Source organism: Streptomyces sp. NPDC059564, from assembly GCF_042735575.1.
In the GTDB taxonomy this organism is placed as follows: domain Bacteria; phylum Actinomycetota; class Actinomycetes; order Streptomycetales; family Streptomycetaceae; genus Streptomyces.
In genome coordinates this window covers 1-16,875 of sequence record NZ_JBHWBP010000153.1, presented here as the reverse complement: position 1 = coordinate 16,875, position 16,875 = coordinate 1, and the positions used below count along the sequence as shown (strand labels likewise).

13 protein-coding genes and 2 pseudogenes are annotated in these 16,875 nt (G+C 68.2%); 1 reads left to right on the top strand and 14 read right to left on the bottom strand.

Annotated elements, in window-relative coordinates; all coding sequences use genetic code 11:
- The first annotated feature begins 196 nt into the window (after positions 1-196).
- On the top strand, positions 197-559 hold the full coding sequence (locus ACFV0Q_RS24030; RefSeq protein ID WP_385008395.1) for a hypothetical protein: 363 nt from the start codon (positions 197-199) through the stop codon (positions 557-559).
- 10 nt (positions 560-569) lie between these two features.
- Here the strand turns inward: ACFV0Q_RS24030 and ACFV0Q_RS24025 are convergent, their stop codons facing one another.
- The 14 genes and pseudogenes from ACFV0Q_RS24025 to ACFV0Q_RS23960 form a co-directional block, all read right to left on the bottom strand.
- Positions 570-755 (bottom strand): GNAT family N-acetyltransferase, encoded by a 186-nt coding sequence (locus tag ACFV0Q_RS24025; RefSeq protein WP_385008394.1) that lies wholly within the window; start codon positions 753-755, stop codon positions 570-572.
- Positions 756-803: 48 nt separating this feature from the next.
- Positions 804-3,422: an RICIN domain-containing protein gene (locus ACFV0Q_RS24020; protein WP_385008393.1), complete on the bottom strand. Its 2,619-nt coding sequence runs from the start codon at positions 3,420-3,422 to the stop codon at positions 804-806.
- A 428-nt stretch (positions 3,423-3,850) separates the two neighbouring features.
- A pseudogene (locus ACFV0Q_RS24015) lies at positions 3,851-4,019 on the bottom strand (pirin family protein); the annotation flags it as partial.
- A 351-nt stretch (positions 4,020-4,370) separates the two neighbouring features.
- Positions 4,371-5,186, bottom strand: a complete 816-nt coding sequence (locus ACFV0Q_RS24010) for a class I SAM-dependent methyltransferase (RefSeq protein WP_385008391.1) — start codon at positions 5,184-5,186, stop codon at positions 4,371-4,373.
- 94 nt (positions 5,187-5,280) lie between these two features.
- Complete coding sequence (locus tag ACFV0Q_RS24005; RefSeq protein WP_385008390.1) at positions 5,281-6,636, bottom strand: cytochrome P450; 1,356 nt, start codon at positions 6,634-6,636, stop codon at positions 5,281-5,283.
- Between the two features lie 73 nt (positions 6,637-6,709).
- Positions 6,710-8,101 carry a hypothetical protein gene (locus ACFV0Q_RS24000; RefSeq protein WP_385008389.1) on the bottom strand — a complete coding sequence of 464 codons (1,392 nt, stop codon included), beginning with the start codon at positions 8,099-8,101 and terminating at the stop codon, positions 6,710-6,712.
- A gap of 134 nt (positions 8,102-8,235) precedes the next feature.
- Positions 8,236-9,354, bottom strand: a complete 1,119-nt coding sequence (locus ACFV0Q_RS23995) for a polyprenyl synthetase family protein (RefSeq protein WP_385008388.1) — start codon at positions 9,352-9,354, stop codon at positions 8,236-8,238.
- Positions 9,355-9,439: 85 nt separating this feature from the next.
- Positions 9,440-10,816: a cytochrome P450 gene (locus ACFV0Q_RS23990; RefSeq protein WP_385008387.1), complete on the bottom strand. Its 1,377-nt coding sequence runs from the start codon at positions 10,814-10,816 to the stop codon at positions 9,440-9,442.
- A 65-nt stretch (positions 10,817-10,881) separates the two neighbouring features.
- Positions 10,882-11,655 carry a hypothetical protein gene (locus ACFV0Q_RS23985; protein ID WP_385008386.1) on the bottom strand — a complete coding sequence of 258 codons (774 nt, stop codon included), beginning with the start codon at positions 11,653-11,655 and terminating at the stop codon, positions 10,882-10,884.
- Positions 11,656-11,727: 72 nt separating this feature from the next.
- Complete coding sequence (locus tag ACFV0Q_RS23980) at positions 11,728-12,693, bottom strand: hypothetical protein (RefSeq protein WP_385008385.1); 966 nt, start codon at positions 12,691-12,693, stop codon at positions 11,728-11,730.
- Between the two features lie 791 nt (positions 12,694-13,484).
- Positions 13,485-13,651 (bottom strand): annotated as a pseudogene (locus ACFV0Q_RS23975) (pirin family protein); the annotation flags it as partial.
- An 810-nt stretch (positions 13,652-14,461) separates the two neighbouring features.
- Positions 14,462-15,364, bottom strand: a complete 903-nt coding sequence (locus tag ACFV0Q_RS23970) for a hypothetical protein (protein WP_385008384.1) — start codon at positions 15,362-15,364, stop codon at positions 14,462-14,464.
- A 556-nt stretch (positions 15,365-15,920) separates the two neighbouring features.
- Positions 15,921-16,358, bottom strand: a complete 438-nt coding sequence (locus ACFV0Q_RS23965; RefSeq protein ID WP_385008382.1) for an NUDIX domain-containing protein — start codon at positions 16,356-16,358, stop codon at positions 15,921-15,923.
- Between the two features lie 30 nt (positions 16,359-16,388).
- The coding region (locus ACFV0Q_RS23960) for an SDR family NAD(P)-dependent oxidoreductase (RefSeq protein WP_385008381.1) at positions 16,389-16,875 on the bottom strand (487 nt) is incomplete at its 5' end.

Here is a 16,875-nt window from a genome sequence, read left to right as displayed (position 1 = left end):
CTCGCCATCAGCGCCCGCCGCGCCGTCCGCGCCCGGGACTCCCCACTCGACGCCCTCGCCGCCCGCCACCGGCGGCCCGACCACGCCGGACCGCTCGTCCTCGACGAGCCCTGGCCCTGCGGCGTCAGGCGGCACGGGCTCGGCCCGGCCCGGCAGCGCGCACGTTCAGGACGGGCCCCTGTCGTCGGCCGGGTCCTTGGACGCGGGCAGCAACACCTACTGGGCGCAGAGCAACATCACCCTCAAGACCACCCAGCCGCTCACCACACTCACCATGGAACTCCGCATCACGCAGACCGGCGGAGTGCAGAGCACCGGCAGCTGGCGGACGCTGCCCGCCGAGGACTTCACCGTCACCGTGCAGCAGGAGGGCGGAGCGGTGGTCTACCGCTGGATCCTCAAGCCGGGCCGTACGGTTCCGGCCGGACAGCATGTCTTCGCCGGCCAATACAACCACGCAGCCGGCGAACGCGAGGCCGCACACGACGGCTACCGCGTCGATGCCAACGGCCCCCGCGGCGCCCTCTCGGTCTGGGGCGGCTTCACCCCGACAGGGTAGGTCCGCCGTGTCAGCGCCGTCGCTCCTGCTGCTCCCCCTGCTCCTTGGCGATCTCGAAAAAGGCCCGCGAGCCCTCGGTGGCATAACCCTGGCCCCAAGCGGCCTGCCACAGCCGGCAGCCGAGTTCGGCTTCGTCCCGCGGGCCCCCGGCTCGGGACGCAGGTGGAACCAGCCGATGGCGTGATCCGTCAGCCATGGCGGGGCCGCAGGCCGTTGTGCCTGCGGCCCCGCTCGGGCTTCGGGGTCAGGAAGGGTCGCCGTACTGGAGACCGCGTCCGTTGGTGCCGATGTAGACGCGACCGTAGATGTCGGGGTCGCCGGTGACGATGCCGAGGCTGGCGAAGTTGCCCCACTGGTGGGCGTCGTCGTTGATGCGGAGCCAGGTGGCGCCCTTGTCGGTGGAGCGGAAGACTCCGGTGACGTCCTTGACAGTGCCGATCAGGTACAGGGCCTGGTAGGAGGCGCCCGGTGCGGCCTTGCCGTATCCGAGGCCGGAGGCGGACTTCACCGTGGTGAGCGTGGTGAAGGTGCGGCCGCCGTCGGTGGAGTGCAGCAGCCCCTTGCCGCCGTCGGCGATCCACAGGTCCCCGGCGACGCCGGGCACGGCCGTGAGCCGGCCGGGGGGCAGGCTGGTGGCGCGGGCGGTGAAGGTCGCGCCGCCGTCGGTGCTGGCGTAGAGCGTGCCGCCGGCCAGTGAGTAGAAGGTACTGGCCGAGGAGCGGTCGGCGACGACCACGGCGTCGGTGCCCAGTCCGCCGGCCTTCGACCAGGTCGTCCCCTTGTCGGTCGAGCGGTACGGGACCTGGCCGGCCTCGGTCCAGACGATGGTGGAGCCGTCCGCCGCGAGCGCGATGTGGCCGCTGTCGGCGCCGGCCACCGGCTCTGCCTTGAAGCCGTTCCAGCTGCGGCCGCCGTCGGCGGAGTAGGCGCCGTCCTGCGCACCGGCTTTCCCGACCCGGACCATCATCGAGGGGTTGGACTGGGCGAAATCGATGTCGGTGCTGTGGAGCATCGCCGGGTTCTCCATCCGCCCGGCGGGCACCTCTGTCAGGGAGTCGTGGCGGAATCCGCCTTGGTCGCCCATGGAGGTGATGACGGTGGCGCCGCCGGGAGGGGCGATCGCGTCCGCCAGCGCGGTCTCCTCCAGCCCTCGGGCCCCCACGGTCCAGTGGCTGGTGCCGCCGCTGTCGGTGGCGGTGGCGTCCTTGCTTCGCCAGATGCCGTTGCCGGTGCCGTACAGCACGTGCCCGGGGTTGAAGGGGTCGATGGCCAGGGCGGTCATCCAGTGCCCGATGCCGGTACCGACGTAGGGAGCGGCGGAGGCGTCCCGTACCGATTTCCCGGCCAGCGCCTTCCAGGTCGTACCGCCGTCGGTGGTCCGGTAGATCTCGTCCTCGGGCCACCAGCGGTCGAGGGTGGTGACCATCACCGTGGACGGATTCTGCGGGTCGACGGCAAGCCCGGAGAATCCGTAGCCGCCCTGGGACGGGGAGACGTTCTTCCACACTCCGCCGGCCGGCGTGTACTTCCACACCGACCCCGCCGTCACGTCGTTGGGTCCGACGGTGTTCGTGTACGTCACGTACAGCGAGCCGTCACCGGAAAGGACGCCGTGCTGCGGCAGCTGGCCGGTGGGCTGCCCGGAGACGGCCTGCCAGGTGCTGCCGCCGTCGGTGGAGCGGTACAGGGAAGTGGACTTGTCGGCTACGCCGACGTAGACCGTCTTGCTGCCGGCCGGGCCGTACGTCACGAACGAGATGCCCGCGCCGCTGCCGGCCCCGTCCTTGACGGGGAACGAGGAGACCTGGCTCCATGTCGCCCCGTGGTCGGTGCTGCGCCACAGGCCGTTCTTGCGGGTGCCCAGCAGCAGGGTGCCGTTGTCCGCGGGGTTGATCACCAGCCGTTCGCCCGCGCCGCGGCCGGGCTCGTTGCCGCCCAGCTTGAAGGGCAGCTCGGTGCGCTTGAAGGTGCGGCCCCGGTCGGTGGAGCGCAGGATCGCGCCGTTGCCGGCCCACTCGTTGGTATAGGTGCCCGCCCCGAGGTAGAGCCGGTCGGGGTCGACGGGGTCGGTGGCCAACGAGTCGATGCCCAGCAGGTTCCAGTCCTTCTCACCGACCCAGTCGGTCAGCGGGATCCACTGCTCGGCCGCGGTGTCCCAGCGGTAGGCGCCGCCCATGTCGGTGCGCGCGTAGAGCAGACCCTTCTCCCGCGGGTTGAACACCAGCCCGGTGACGTAACCGCCGCCCGCCACCTGGGCGTTGCTCCACCGATACGGCCCTGCCGCCTGGGTCTCGGCTGTCTTCACCAGCTTCCACTGCTGGTTGGTGCTGCCCTTGCCGGGATACTGGATGACTGCGGCGCCCTCGGCCGTGGAGCCTCCGGAGACGTCCAGGACCTGTCCGCTCCTGCGGGAGGTGAAGGTGACGGCGTCGGAACCGCCCACACCGTCGATCCGCCACTCCTGGGAGACGGAGGAGCCGTCGGTCTGCTGCTCGACGGCAGCCGCCTGCGCGTTCGAATCGCCCGCTACGCCCAGCACTTTGCCGCTGTTGCGGTTCACCAGCTCGTAGTAGCCGTCCCCGGTGGACCTCAGCTTCCACTGCTGGTTGGCGGTGTTCTGGTCGGTCCACTGCTGGATACGGGTGCCGTCGGCGGTGGAGAAGCCGTTGACGTCCATCACCTTGCCGCTGCGTACCGAGACCAGCCTGTAGTAGGCACCGCCATCGACCGTCGCGGCCTGGGAGTCCTCGACTATGAACACGAAGTACGACACGGCGCCGAGGGGCATGCCGAGCAGCAGAGCGGTGGCGCTCCAGCGCCGGCGGTGACGCCCGCGGCGCCCGCCGTTCGGGGGGTTGCTCATGGGTAGACGTTCTCCTTGCGAACTGTTCACGAGAGAAAGGCGGATCCGGACAGCGGAACTGGCCGGATCTACTTCCTTGTGGTCACAGGCCCCGCAAAGGGTTGCCTCGAGCCGGGAAATCTTTCAGGTCACCTCGTGGCGAGTTGGATGTTGATCAGCATCCGAGGGGACGCGGGCGCCCCCGGCGTCGACGTTCCACACACGCGTGCCCCAGAAGGGTCGCCCCCGACATCGAACTACGCGCCAGTAGAGTCAGCGAAGGGTCAGCATTCGTCCGACTGCATCTGACCACGGTCCGCTTCACACGACACTCGGCCTCAAGACCGGGAGGTGCTTCCAGAGGCCTCGCAGACATACGACGAACCTCCAGAAGCGGATCGACAGCGCGGCCACTACCCCGGGCCTTGCCTTGAGGCCATAGGCACAGTTCAGCGCACCCCTCCCCCGGGCTTCAGGCGAGTTGGAGGAAGTTCCCGGAGCCGGAATCGGAGCTCCGTCCTAGCCCTTGACCTCGCTGTAGCGGGTCCTGTTCATCCAGTCCGCGCGGAAGCCTGCGATCTCCTCTTGGGACCGTCCAATCCAGTTTCGGAACGTAACACGAGATATCCGTCTTCATGCAGGTCAGGAATGGATGGGAACCTCTGGGGTCAGCAAAAGGTCAGCATTGGCGCCCCAGGAGTCCCGCACCGCATGGCAACGAAGTCGCTCGCCCACGGCATGGGCACCTTCTACAAGGACTGCGAGCACCCGCAGACCCGCTGGTCGAAGTGCCCGCACGACTACACGATCCGATACCGCAACGCGGCCGGGAAGCAGACCGAGGAGGCCGGCAGGCGCGACCTCGCCGAGTCCTCGCTGCGCACTCTGCGGTCCTTCGAGAACCACGTCCTCCCCACGTTCGGCAGCCGCCGGATGAGCACCTTCGATCACAAATCCGTTCCGGGAGGTTCAGGAGTGTGGGTGTGGGCGCCGGCCCCAGGAGGACACGACCAAGAAGGCGAGGTCGGTGTAACGGGGGTTGTCCAGCAGGTGGGTGCAGTCGGTGAGGTCCTGCGGCTGGATGAGGCCCTGGTCCACCATGGCGATGCCGGTCTGTTCGAGGGTGAGCCGTAATAGGAGGTCGGCGTTGCCACCGGGACCCACCCGGCCCGGAGTGCACTGCACGTCGACCTCTTCCAGGCCGGCATGGGCCAGGAGGCGGGGCAGGGCGATGGCCCACCCGGCGTCGGCCCGCATGCTGCCCGCCCCCAAGGCAATGAGCCCGTTCAGGCAGCGGTGGTAGGCGTTGCGGGCAGAGCCGGGCGGCACAAGCATGATCATCCCGTCCACGCACACCCAGCCGCCGGGCACCGTCCAGCGCACCATCCTGGCCAGCACCTCCTCGCGTTCGGGCAGGTGCTCCAGAAGCGCGCGGGCGTGGACGAGGTCGAAGGACGCCGCAGGGAGGTCCTCGCGCACCGCGTCGTGGTGCAGCACGGTCAGGTTCGGTACGTCCTTGGGCAGCAGGCTGGTGTCCAGGTCGGTGGCCACCACCTCGCCGGGCGCGCACCGCGTGGCCAGCCAGCGGGCGACGGAACCGGCCCCGGCCCCCAACTCCAGGCAGCGCCAACCCGCCGCGAGGCCCCGACCGTCCAGCATCGTGCGTGTGCCGGGGTCGGCGAAGTCCTCCAGGGCTCGCAGCCGCCGCGCCTCCAGGGGAATTTGGTGGTCAAGGAGACCCGCCCCGTAGCGGGGTTCGTGGGAGGTACGGGCTGATGGTTCCATGGTCGTTTCCTGCCTTCTTCAAGCCACGTTTCAAGTCGGTCCGGCACGGTGACAGCCGGCGGCACGGAGGGGTCATCCGCCGGGCCCGAGCCCGTCATTGCCGCAGCTCCCTGTTCACCGCGCGCATTCGCAGCCCGCCGGGGCTCATGGCGGCGCCGAGGATGGGGCGGACGCGCGAACCGGGGAGGGGTTGCAGGCGCCAGCGGGTGGTGATGGTAGCCAGGGCGAGCACCATCTCGTTGGTGGCGTACCTGTCCCCGATGCACTTGCGCGCTCCGCCCCCGAAGGGGATGAACGCCTCGCGCCGCGGAGGTAGGAGGTGGTCGGATGCCCACCGGTCGGGGTCGAAGCGGTCGGGGTCCGGATACAGGTCGGCTTGGCGGTGTAAGAGATGGGCGCTGTAGAAGATGGTCGTCCCGATGGGAACCGGGTACCGGCCCAGGTGGGTGTCGGCTGTGCACCTGCGGGTGAGGAACCAGGCGGGAGGCCACAGACGCAGCGTCTCCGTGAGGATGCGGCCCGTCAGATCCAGGCGGGACAGGTCGGCGTGGGTGGCCGGACGGCCGCCGAGGACGGTGTCGACCTCGGCGTGCAGCCGCTTCTCGATCTCGGGGTGCTGTCCCAGCAAGTGCAGCGCCCACGCCAGGGCGGCTGCGGACGTCTCGGTCGCGGCCAGAAAGAATGTGACGATCTGTTCGGTGATCTCGTCATCGGTCAGCATCTGTTCGGCGGGCCCGGAGTCGTGGTCGTGGGCCGTCAGGAGCATCGACAGTAGATCGCCGTGGTCGATGCCGGTGGCTCGGCGTTCGGTGACGAGGTGGTGGAGGGTGCGGGGCAGGCGGGCCCTCGCCTGGTGGTAGCGGCGGTTGCGTTGGGTGGGCAGCCGGTCCAGCGGAGGCGGTGTCACCATCCGCACGGACATGTTGTTGAAGATCGTGTTGAGGTCGTCGAGGGCTTGGGTGAGCAGGTCAGGTGGCGGCGTGGTCGAGAAGAGGGTGTCGACTGTGATCCTGGCGGTGAGTTCCTGTGCGACGGCGAGCACGTCGAGGATCTCGCCGTCCTGCCAGGATCCGGTTGCCTCGGCGGTCCGGGTGGTGGCGGCCTGGGCGTAGCCGGGGAGCCGGGTGGGGTGGAAGGCGGGCTGGATCAGGCGCCGCTGACGGCGGTGGTCACTGTGCGGACAAGTGACCAGGCCGTTGCCGGCGACCTCCCGGGCCCGGTCAAAGGCCGGTCCGCCCTTGTCGAAGGTCCGTTCATCGCGCAGGACGTGGCTGACGAGGGCCGGGTCGCAGACCACGAGCGCTTGCAGCGGGCCGAGACGGACTCGTACGAGGTCTCCGTGCCGGGGCAGACGGGTGAGGAACTCGAGGGGGTTCCGTAGCAGCGGCACGAGGTGGCCCAGCAGCGGCAGCCCCCCGGCTGCTGTGGGGATCGGACCGGGGTCCTTCACGTCGGCTCCCGTAACTGTCGTCAGGGGCGTGCAGGTCGATGTGCTCTTCTCGACGCGGGCAGGTCCTGTGGACCTACTCCCCAACGCACATCGCTTCGGTGCGGCGGACGGCTACGGCGTGCAGGACGTGCACGAGGGGTTGGACGCAGTAGAGCGTCTTGCCCAGCCATCGTGGCGTCAGCCGGGGCTCGTGCGTGGAAAGAAACCTGTGTGCACGTCGCAACGTACGGTCCCAGTCAGGGCCGGCGAGTCCGCACCCTGCCGCCGCGGCCAGGCCGATGGCGGCATAGGCGGTTTCCTCGGCTGTCGAGCCGTCGATCCCCCACCCGCCGTCGCTGTTCTGGGTACGGGTGAGACGTTCCGAGGCGTCTGTGCACAGGGTTCGGGCCAGGGGGTGGTTGATTTTGGACATGACACGGGTCATCTCACCCAGCGTGTAGGCCTGGGAGAGGTGCCACTTGCAGACCTGGCCTGGGTTCTGCGCGGTCTGGTGGTGAAGCCAGCGCAGCACGGGGAGGAGCCGGTCGCGGTCGCCTTCGAGGTCCAGCAGTGCCGCCATGTGAATGTTGGTGGTGAGGGAGGGGTCGTGTTCGAAGAGGAAGGTTCGGTAGGCACCGCCGGAACCGATCATCTTGTCGAGGGCCGCAGCCTTCGGCGCGGGACGGCCGGCGATGGTGGCGGCGATGGCCGTACATGCGGTGCTGTCGGTGTCGCCGGGAATCGTGGCTCCGGCGCCCACGGTGCACAGGAGCCCCGAGGGGTGGAACAGGTCTCGGGAGAGCTCGTCGAGGGCGCCGGGTGCGCAGGGAGGGGGATCCTGCGTGCCCAGCTCGTGATGGAACATGACCGTCCATGCGGTAACGAAGTGCGGTACTTGGTCCAGGTAGCCGATGTTCGCGGGAACGCGCGAGTGGAGGTACTGCCGGAGCTGGGCCAGACGCTTGGCGTCCAACCGCCGGCTGCGGCGTTCGCACTCCAGCAGGAAGACGGCCGACGCGCCCGGGGAGTTCGCGATGGACCCGTTGGGAGCTTGGAAGACTTCAAGGAACCGGGCGGCGTCAACAGCCGGGTCCCCGTACGCCCGTTCCGCGCAGTAGCCGGCGATGGACAACGACGGGTTGTAGAAGTCCGGCCACAGGCGCATGCGTTCCCACTTCGTACGCTCGCGATCCATGATGGCGCGTACGGGGGAGGGATGGGCGGGCAGGGGCCAGCCCCGTGCGGCGCTGATCCGGTCGAGTGTGTCTACAAGTCCGCCGAACGTCAGGGTCTCCGGCGCGGGCGAGGGGCCGGCCGGCGCCATCCCGGGGAGAGACGCGCACGCCCGGTCGGCAAGCTGCGGTAATCCGGCGTTGCGGAGCGCGACGGCAGCGGCGTACGTGGACAAGTAGGCGTCGAACCAGCACAGGCGCACGGACGCTCCCCAGGTGTACGCGGTCGTCGCGTGTTCCAGCAGCCAGTCCACACACGGGGCTTGCTGGGGGCCTGCTACCAGGGAAACGGCAGCTATGTCGTACAACGATGGTGACAGGTCGGCGAGTTGTGATACTTCACTCCTCATGGCGTCACCGAGAACCGGGGGCAGTGGCCGGGTGGGGGTCAAGCGGTCCTCCCTGTCACGGACCGTGCGAGGGTTCTCAGGGCGTGGTGGGCTGTGGGCGGGAACAGTGCCTGGTCGAGGGCCTGGTCTGCTTGTTCGCAGCGGGTTTGGATCATCTGCTCGACCGCGTGGCGGGCGCCGGTGATGCTCAGAATGCCGCGCACGCGGTCAAGCCCGTCCTCGTCCAGGTCCGCATCGCCGATGAGGCTGGTCAGCGCCTGCCGTTGGTCCCGGTCAGCGCGTTGGAGGGCGATGGCCACGACGGCGGTGTGTTTGCCGTCCCTCAGGTCGTCGGTGCAGGGCTTCCCGGTTGTGGCGGGATCGCCGTAGATACCGAGGAGGTCATCGCGCAGCTGGAAGGCCTCGCCGATCGGGAGGGCGAAGTTGCTGAGGGCGGCGCACAGTTCGCCGGGGGCGCCGGCGAGGGCGGCGCCGATGTGCAAGGGGCGTTCGACGGTGTACTTGGCGGTCTTGTAGCGGGCGATCGCCAGTGCACGGTCCAGGTCGCCTGTGGGTGATCCGGTAGCGGCGATGTCGAGGTACTGCCCGTACATGACCTCCGTACGCATCTCGTGGATGAGCGGCAGCACGCGCGTGAACTGGGCAGCGGTGAGCCCGGCAGCGTGGACGAGTTCGTCGGACCAGCTCAGGGCGAGATCGCCGACGAGGATGGCGCCGCTGGTCCCGAACCGCTCGGCATCACCGCGGCTGCGGCCCGAGGCGTGCTGGTCGGCCAGGGCCCGGTGCACGGTCGGCCGACCTCGACGGGTGCGGCTGCCGTCCATCACGTCGTCGTGGATCAGACAGAAGGCATGGAAGAGCTCAAGTGAGGCCGCCACCTGCAACACGGGGGCGATATCGCCATGGCCACCGCCTGCATGCCAGCCGATCACACACAGCAGGGGGCGAAGGCGCTTGCCCCCGGCCTCCAAGAACCCCTTGAGCAGCCGGGGCACTTCTGACGGCATACGGCCGTCGACAGCCGTATGCACCCTGTCGTCCAGGAAGTCGGCAAGGCCGATGTCAACAATGCGGCGGATGCCGGACAGGTCCAGCGGGACGGTGTCCCCCGCCGTGCTGGGCCGCCGGCCGTGCGTGGGTAATCGGTGATACGTCATGTTGCCCCCGCAATCACTGGTCAGTAGCTACGCGGTCTGTCTCGGTCCTGCCCGCCGGTCTCGCCCGGCACTGCTCCTCGGCCACCTACACGATCGGTAGGGGACTCCGCCGGTGGAGGCGCAGTCGGAGGGACTGCGGCTGGAGGGTGGCAGCGGCAGAGCAGCGAACGGGGGTGTCGGAGGTGGGGTCGAGGCGCCAGCGGGCGGTGATGGTGGCCAGTGCCAGGGATGCCAGCGTCATGGTGAAGTTGTCACCGATGCATTGGCGGGCACCGGCTCCGAACGGGACGTAGGCGTGGCGCGGTGGGCGGGGCGTGTGGTCGGCTCGCCACCGGTCGGGGTCGAAACGTTCCGGGTTGGCGAACGCATCGGCGCGCCGCTGGATGAGGTAGGGGCTGCAGACCAGGGTGGTGCCGGCGGGAAGTGGCTGTCCGGCCAGTTCGGTGTCGGTGCTGGTGACGCGGGTGAGGATCCAAGCGGCCGGGTACAGGCGCAGCGTTTCGGTGAGGACGTGTCCGGTCAGTTCCAGGCGGGGCAGGTCGTCCCAGGTCGCGGGCCGGTTGCCGAGTACGGTGCTGGTTTCGGTGGAGAGCCGCTGCTGGATGTCCTCGTGGGTGGCGAGCAGGTGCAGCGCCCACGCCAGGGTGGAGGCGGCGGTCTCGATCCCGGCGATGAGCAGGGTGATGACCTGGTCGCAGATCTGGGCGTCGGTGAGCGGCCGGTCGTCCTGGTCGCGCCCTGCCAGCAGTGCCGACAGGAGATCCTCAGACTGATCGTCGTGTTCGCCGGCGACCTGCCGGTAGGCGCGGACCGCGTCGGACACCGCGGCGTGCAGCCGTGCGTTGCCCTGGTTGAAACGGCGGTTGGCCGGGGTCGGCAGCCGGTGCAGGAGCGTCGGCATCAGCATCTGCCGGTAGATCCCGTGCAGGAAGTCGGGCAGCGTCTCCACGACGGTGGCCGCGGCCGGGGCGACACAATCGGCGGTGAGCAGCGTGCGCAAGGTCGCTTGGCTGGTGAGCGTGTGCATCTGGGCGGGCACATCGATCACCTCGCCGTCGCGCCACCGGTCGGTCAGGATGCCGATCTGCTCCGTCATCGACGGGGTGTACCCACGCAGGCGGTCCCGGTTGAAGGCCGGCTGCATCAGCCGCCGCTGCCATCGGTGATCGCGATGCGGGCAGGCCGCCAGGCCGTTGCCCAAGGTCTGCCTGACCCTGTCCCACACGAAGCCGCCCTTGTCGAAGGTACGGTCATCCAGCAGGACCTGCCGGAGCAGATCGGGGTGACAGACCACAAAGGCACGGCTGGGACCGATCCGGATCTCGACCAGATCCCCATGGGTGGGCAGGCCGGCGAAGAAGGCCAGCAGCCCCTTGCCTAACTGCAGGGCATGCCCGGCCACCGGTAACGCTCCCGGTGCGGTCGCCACGGTCCACGTCCCCGACTCCGAAGTGGTGGTCATCGCCCTCACCCTCCCCGACTCTGTTGGCGAAATTGAAAGTGCAGGTCAAGCCGCTGGCCGGCCAGTCAGTCCGTTACCTGCGGAAGCGGGTCAGAGGAGCCGGCGGCCATCCGTCGTGTCGCCCTGAGCAGGTAGACGGCGGTGACCAGGATCCAACCCTCTGCAGCACCTTCGGCGATGAAAGTGATGTAGACGCCTGATGGCCCCCAGGGGCCGGTGGGGACGAACAGGGCTCCGACGCAGACCAAGTTGACTGCGGCGACGGCAGCCGCGCCCCAACCACCGAGCGCCCGGGGGAGAAGGGGGAAGGAGCGGTTGGCAACGGCCAGGGCGGCCCAGGCCAGCCCCCGTACCAACACGCCCAGCCAGTAGATCACGTTGACGGCGTCCCATACGAACGTCATCAGGCGGTAGTCCTGTGGGGCGCTGCCGAACGTCGGATATCCCCGGATGTACAGAGTGGCGGCAGCGAACAGGCCTGACGCCATCATATAAAGTGCGGCGCTGATCACCATCGTGGTGATCATCGTGAGCCCGCTGACCGTGAGCCGTCCTGCCCGCTTCATGTACACGATGGCCAGGAGCATCATGACCGTCAGCAGTATCAGTGCATAGCCGGACGCCAGGATCCCCTGCAGCTCCCCGGTGCGGTTGTGGAGCATATAGTCCACATACTCGTGCCCGTCGACATTATTGCCCGGGTAGGGAAACCGGCTCATGAACATCGCAGCGATGAACATCGCGAGCGGGAAGAGCCCCAAGACCCCTGCCCAGCGCAGATACCGATGCTCGTGCACCCCGGGGGACTGCCTGTCAGCCGCCGTTAAGGTAGCCACCATTTGCCTCACCTCCTTCGGTACAGCCACACACAGGCAGATCTCTCATCGGCCGAGCGGAGGGCAGCGCGCTGCTCACTTCCACCGAGGCGCCCGCTGCTGGTAGGCGATGAAATGCGACTGAGTACGTTCCATCTCATCAAAAAGTTCCGCGAGTGCACCACTCAGAGGAATACCGAGTTGAGGAAGGCGCGCCTTGAGGCCGAGGTAGTCGATCGCCGACTTCTTGACCATTTCAGCGGCGGCATCGAGCGCCTGCTGCAAAGAAAAGTTGCGCTCTGCCTGCAAGATATAGGGCAGATTCAGCGGGTCATCCTCGTTCAGTTCTTTCTCGAACGACAAGATGTCGTTGCACCAGGCGGTGTAGTCCGCCTGCATGAGAGTGAGCTGACGGACCACCGGGTGGTCAAGTGTGCTGATGGGAATATTCAGATCATAGATGAGCGGGTACATGTCGTAAAAGAGAAGCATCGCGGCGATGTTCCGGCGCATCGCCTGATACTCCGGCAACGGCGGCATCTCCCGGCGATTCCGGAGGTCAAGTTCCCATACGTGGGCCCGCAAGTACCCTTCTAGCGATACCCGAATTCGAATCGAGTCCGCAGGCCTCTTGAACGCCCGCACCATGACGCCAAAGCGTTCCATAAGGCGTGCAATAAGCGGGTCGGATGGAACGGTAGGAGCCCCGTCGTACACCTCGAGCGCCCGGTCATAGTATTCGTTCAGCTCCAAGGGTGACAGGCGCTGGCCCTGCTTACACTCCTGATCCAACCAATCGTCATGACCGAAGAAGATCAGGGTGAGCATCATGGAGAGACCTAATCCCTGGGGCGAGGCGTCAGGGTGAACGCGCCCCATGTAGTCACCGAGAACCACTCCAGCGGCGGCGTCCTTAAGGATCGACGAACTGCCGTCAAGATCGCCGATCAGGGCATAGATCTCTTGTGAAACCTGGGGCCACTCCGGATGATTCCTGTCATCGAAAGAGCTTGCCGGGAACGGGCAGTAGATCACCGGAATAGTGAAGCCGGATTCGCTCATGAGGTTCTCCCCAGTGTGTGCTTGGCCGTTGATCACAGCTACTCAATCCGAGCGGACCGGTCTACGTTGCCGTTGCCGCAGGAGAGCCGAGGTCGGCTTCGCGGGTGTTGACGGATCCACTGGATACGGACTGGACGTTTGCTTGATCGCCGATTGGCGTAACGATTCTGCCGATGGTGCCCGACACGGACGATGTCCTGGATGTCGCCTGGCGACCCAGGCGGTCTCGGGGATCGAGGGGGCTGCGACCTGCTGGCAGGTGGTATCGGGGCGTGCCGGTACTGCGGCGGTCGCCACGCCTGCGGCACTGAGGGCGATGGTGGCGGCTGTGCTGGCGAAGCGCTCGGAGGGCCTGAAAGGTCAGCGGTTCATCGGGAATCCCCCTTCCACCCGCCGATGGGAGCGGGGTGCCGTGTGAGGAGGATGTGCCCTCGTGAGTGACGGCGGAAGAACGTGCGGGAGGCGCGCTGGCGCACGACGGGGGCGCGCGGCCACACGACCGGCGTCACTGAGAGGCCATACTGCAACCCGGCGCCCGCATGCTTGTGCGATTCCGCAACAAGCTGCCCCCTCCATCCCGGTCACCTGATCACGGAAATGCGAAACAGGCCTGGGCCGGCGATGCGGGACGCTGTCATACAGCGAAGCATCGCAGCGGGATAAGAGCGCAAAACCAGACGGCGGTTGTCACATCCGGGGCTCCGGTTCGGCAACCGCCCTTGCCTGCCTGCCTCCGCGCCTTCTGCCCGAGCCCGTCATCCCAGAGCTCCGGCCCAGTCGGCTCGGATGCGTCAGCGCACCCGGTCCGGTGCCTTCAGCGGCACCGGCGGGAGCTGCGGAGCGGGGATGGGGGGCCGTCGTAGCCCTTGACCTCGCCGTAGCGGGTGCCGTTCGTCCAGGCGTCGCGGAACTCCTCGATGTCCGCCTGGCTCCAGCCGATCCAGTTCCAAAACGTAACACGAGATATCCGTCTTCGTGCAGATCAGGAATGGATTGGAGCCTCTGGGGTCAGCAAAAGGTCAGCATTGGCGCCCCAGGAGTCCCACACCGCATGGCAACGAAGTCTCTGCCCCATGGCATGGGCACCTTCTACAAGGACTGCGAGCACCCGCAGTCCCGCTGGTCGAAGTGCCCGCACGACTACACGCTCCGTTACCGCAACGCGGCCGGGAAGCAGACCGAGGAGGCGGGCTTCTCCACTCAGGAGAAGGCCATCGCCCGCCTCACCGCGATCTACCAGGACAAGAAGGCCGCTCCCCGGAACCGGAGCAAGGCCGACCGCGTCCAGAAGTACGGCGCGATGCAGTTCCGCGAGTACACCGCGGAGTGGAAGGCCGGCCAGCGCGACCTCGCCGAGTCCTCGCTCCGCACCCTGGACTCCCTGCTCGAGCACCACATCCTCCCGACGCTCGGCAGCCGCCGGATGAGCACCTTCGACCACAAGGTCGTCGACGGCTTCATCCGCACCATGGAACGCAACGGCGCAGGCCTCGCCACCCAGTCCAACGCCTTCGACAAGGTGAAGTCAGTCCTCCTGGACGCCTACCCCGCCTCGGCATCTACACGGAGAACCCCGTCCTGGGCGTCAAGCCCCCTCAGTACGACCCCGAGCGCGCGGCGAGCTCCTCGCGCCCGGCCTGCTTTGCACCGTGGGTCAGGGATTGAACGTCGGGGCAAACGAGGCGTGCCCGCGGTCTCCCGTGTGCTGTCGGAGGACGAGCCGTTCAGGGCCCGCGGAGTCCGGCCGCCACCGGGGTGTGTGGCCGGGTCAGGGGAGGGTCGGGCCGACGGTGCCGTCGAAGGCGGTGACGTCGCCGGTGAGGGCTCCGTTGTTGGCCAGTCCGGCGCCGCCGCCGGGGCGTCCGGGGCCGCCGTTGCCTCCCAGGAGGGTGCCGGCGGGAAGGGTGGGGCCGGTGACGACGAGCTGGTCGTTGTTGCCGTGGCCGCCGTTGCCGCCTTCCTCGCCCTGGTGACCGGCCCTGCCTCCCCTGCCGCCGCGGATGTCCACGGTCCCGGTGACTTGGGTGACTCCGTCGGTGCCGTGGCCTCCGTTGCCGCCTTCGCCGGAGGCGCTGCCGTTCCCGCCGGGGCCGCCGCCGGCGATGACGGTGCCCTGGGCGTTGATGTAGCCGTCGTTGCCGATGCCGCCGGTGCCGCCGTCTCCCCTCTTGATCCCTCCCTCGCCTCCGCCGCCGCCGAGGACGGTGATGTGGTCGATGCCGCCTCCGCCGAGGATGGTCCGGTTGTTGCCGTCCCCGCCGTTCCCGCCGCGGTCGGTCACGTATCCGCTGTCGCCGGAGCCGCCCCTGACGAAGATGGTGTCGTTGCCGGGGCCGCCGTCGATGGTCCCGTCGTTGCCGATCTGGCCGTTGCCGCTCGGGGTGCCCGACGAGGTCTCGCCCAGGACGATGATCGTGTCGTTCCCGGCCCCGGCTTCAACGGACGTACCGCGCACGACGCCTTCCCCGCAGCGGATCGTGTCGTCACCGCTGGTGCCGTGGATCGTCGACCCCGACACCTCGACGAAGTTGACGGTGCAGGTGATCGACGGGGCGGCCGACGCCTGGCCAGGTAAGGCGATGACCAGGCCGCATGCGGAAGCCAGGGCGGCGGTGACGGAAAGCGCGGCCCTCCGCGACGCGGAGTAGACGGACGGACGGTGTGCAGACATCGGATCCTCCCCAAGACGGCAGCTCTGCGGGCAGGATCATCAGGAGAACCGCCCGCGCGACCGAGATCACCCCCATCGCGCGATCATCACTCCCCCTGTATGCGTCCGCCTACGCCGACGACGGGCACACTGGCCGAAGAAGATCGACTCACCGATCCCGTGGACAGGCATGGGACCAGGTCGAGCGCGGCGTTGACCGTGGAGCTGGACCGCGGCGCGATGCGGCTCCGGCCAGGGGATACAGAACTCGGGCACATCACTCACCCGTTCCTCGATTGGTCCTGAGCGCACCCCCCTCTGGTTGGCCGGCACCCAGCACCTCGGTCATGTCGAGGCTTGGTGGCGCGATTCAATGTGCGGCCGCTCCGGCGTGGGCCCCTTGCACGGTGACGGCCAGGTCCTCGGGGTACGGGATGCTGCCCCAAGGCAGCCAACAACCACGCCCGTCCCAATCCGAGCAGCTCACAGCCACCAGCAGCCGCAGCACACCGCAGGCGCCGTCGGGGCCGACCCACCTCGGCGTTGGTCCCGACGGCAAATCGACAAAGACGGACAGCTACTTCGCAGCCTCTGCCCGAAGGATGCCGGCGCCGATGGCGCCCCGCAGGACGTGGGCGATCTCCTCGGGCTTGAGGTCGATGCCGTCGAGCCCCTCCACGGTCAGCGGAATCTCCTCCAGCGCGTATTCGCCGCGGCCCTCGGCACTGAACTCGGGCCCGGTGCGGTCCTCGAAGGACCAGGTCGCGATGTGGGCGAGGTAGAAGAACTGACGCTCGTCCTCGGACTCCATCGTGTGAAGGAGGCGGACGATGTCGGGCTTCCCCGCAATCTCCTCGTGGATCTCCCGGTGGAGAGCGGCCTCCCGGGACTCATCACTGGCTTCGACACCACCACCGGGCAGGACCCAGTACACCGGGATGTCGGGCTTGGTACGACGGATGACCAGCATCGTGTCGTCAGCGGTGACGAGGACGGCGCGGACTCGTTCGATCATTTCGGTCTGTCTCCTTGCTTGTTGACGGTCTCAGTGCAGCAGCCAGCCACCGTCGACGCGAACGGATTGGCCAGTGATGAACGAGGCGGAGGGGCCCACGAGGAACGCCACCAGGGCCGCGACGTCTTCGGGCCGTCCACGGCGAGGGACGCACTGTCGCTTGATCTGGTCCTCCGGACGCGCGCGTTGCTGGGCGGGGACGGCGTTCTCGGCCTCGACCTGGATGGCGCCGGGCATGACCGTGTTGACGCAGACCCCGTACGGGCCCAGTTCGCGGGCGAGAGAGCGGGTCAGGCCCAGTAGCCCGGCCTTCGTGGTGCTGTACGCGACGAGGTTCGTGCGTCCGGCGCGGGCGTTGACGCTGCCGATGTTCACGATCCGGCCCCAGCGGCGTTCGACCATGCCGGGGGTCACGGCGTGGCAGGTGCGGTAGTGGGCGGTGAGGTTCACGTCGAGGGAGTAGCTCCAGGCGGCCTCGTCGGTGTCCTGCCAGGGGACGCGGGGGTAGGAGCCGGCG

Excerpts from the sequence above, each read along its gene's own strand:
- ACFV0Q_RS24020 (WP_385008393.1), bottom strand. The coding sequence starts at position 3,422 with ATGAGCAACCCCCCGAACGGCGGGCGCCGCGGGCGTCACCGCCGGCGC.
- ACFV0Q_RS24010 (WP_385008391.1), bottom strand. The coding sequence starts at position 5,186 with ATGGAACCATCAGCCCGTACCTCCCACGAACCCCGCTACGGGGCGGGT.
- ACFV0Q_RS23970 (WP_385008384.1), bottom strand. The coding sequence starts at position 15,364 with ATGTCTGCACACCGTCCGTCCGTCTACTCCGCGTCGCGGAGGGCCGCG.
- ACFV0Q_RS23990 (WP_385008387.1), bottom strand. The coding sequence starts at position 10,816 with ATGACCACCACTTCGGAGTCGGGGACGTGGACCGTGGCGACCGCACCG.
- ACFV0Q_RS24025 (WP_385008394.1), bottom strand. The coding sequence starts at position 755 with ATGGCTGACGGATCACGCCATCGGCTGGTTCCACCTGCGTCCCGAGCC.
- ACFV0Q_RS23995 (WP_385008388.1), bottom strand. The coding sequence starts at position 9,354 with ATGACGTATCACCGATTACCCACGCACGGCCGGCGGCCCAGCACGGCG.
- ACFV0Q_RS23965 (WP_385008382.1), bottom strand. The coding sequence starts at position 16,358 with ATGATCGAACGAGTCCGCGCCGTCCTCGTCACCGCTGACGACACGATG.
- ACFV0Q_RS23985 (WP_385008386.1), bottom strand. The coding sequence starts at position 11,655 with ATGGTGGCTACCTTAACGGCGGCTGACAGGCAGTCCCCCGGGGTGCAC.
- ACFV0Q_RS23980 (WP_385008385.1), bottom strand. The coding sequence starts at position 12,693 with ATGAGCGAATCCGGCTTCACTATTCCGGTGATCTACTGCCCGTTCCCG.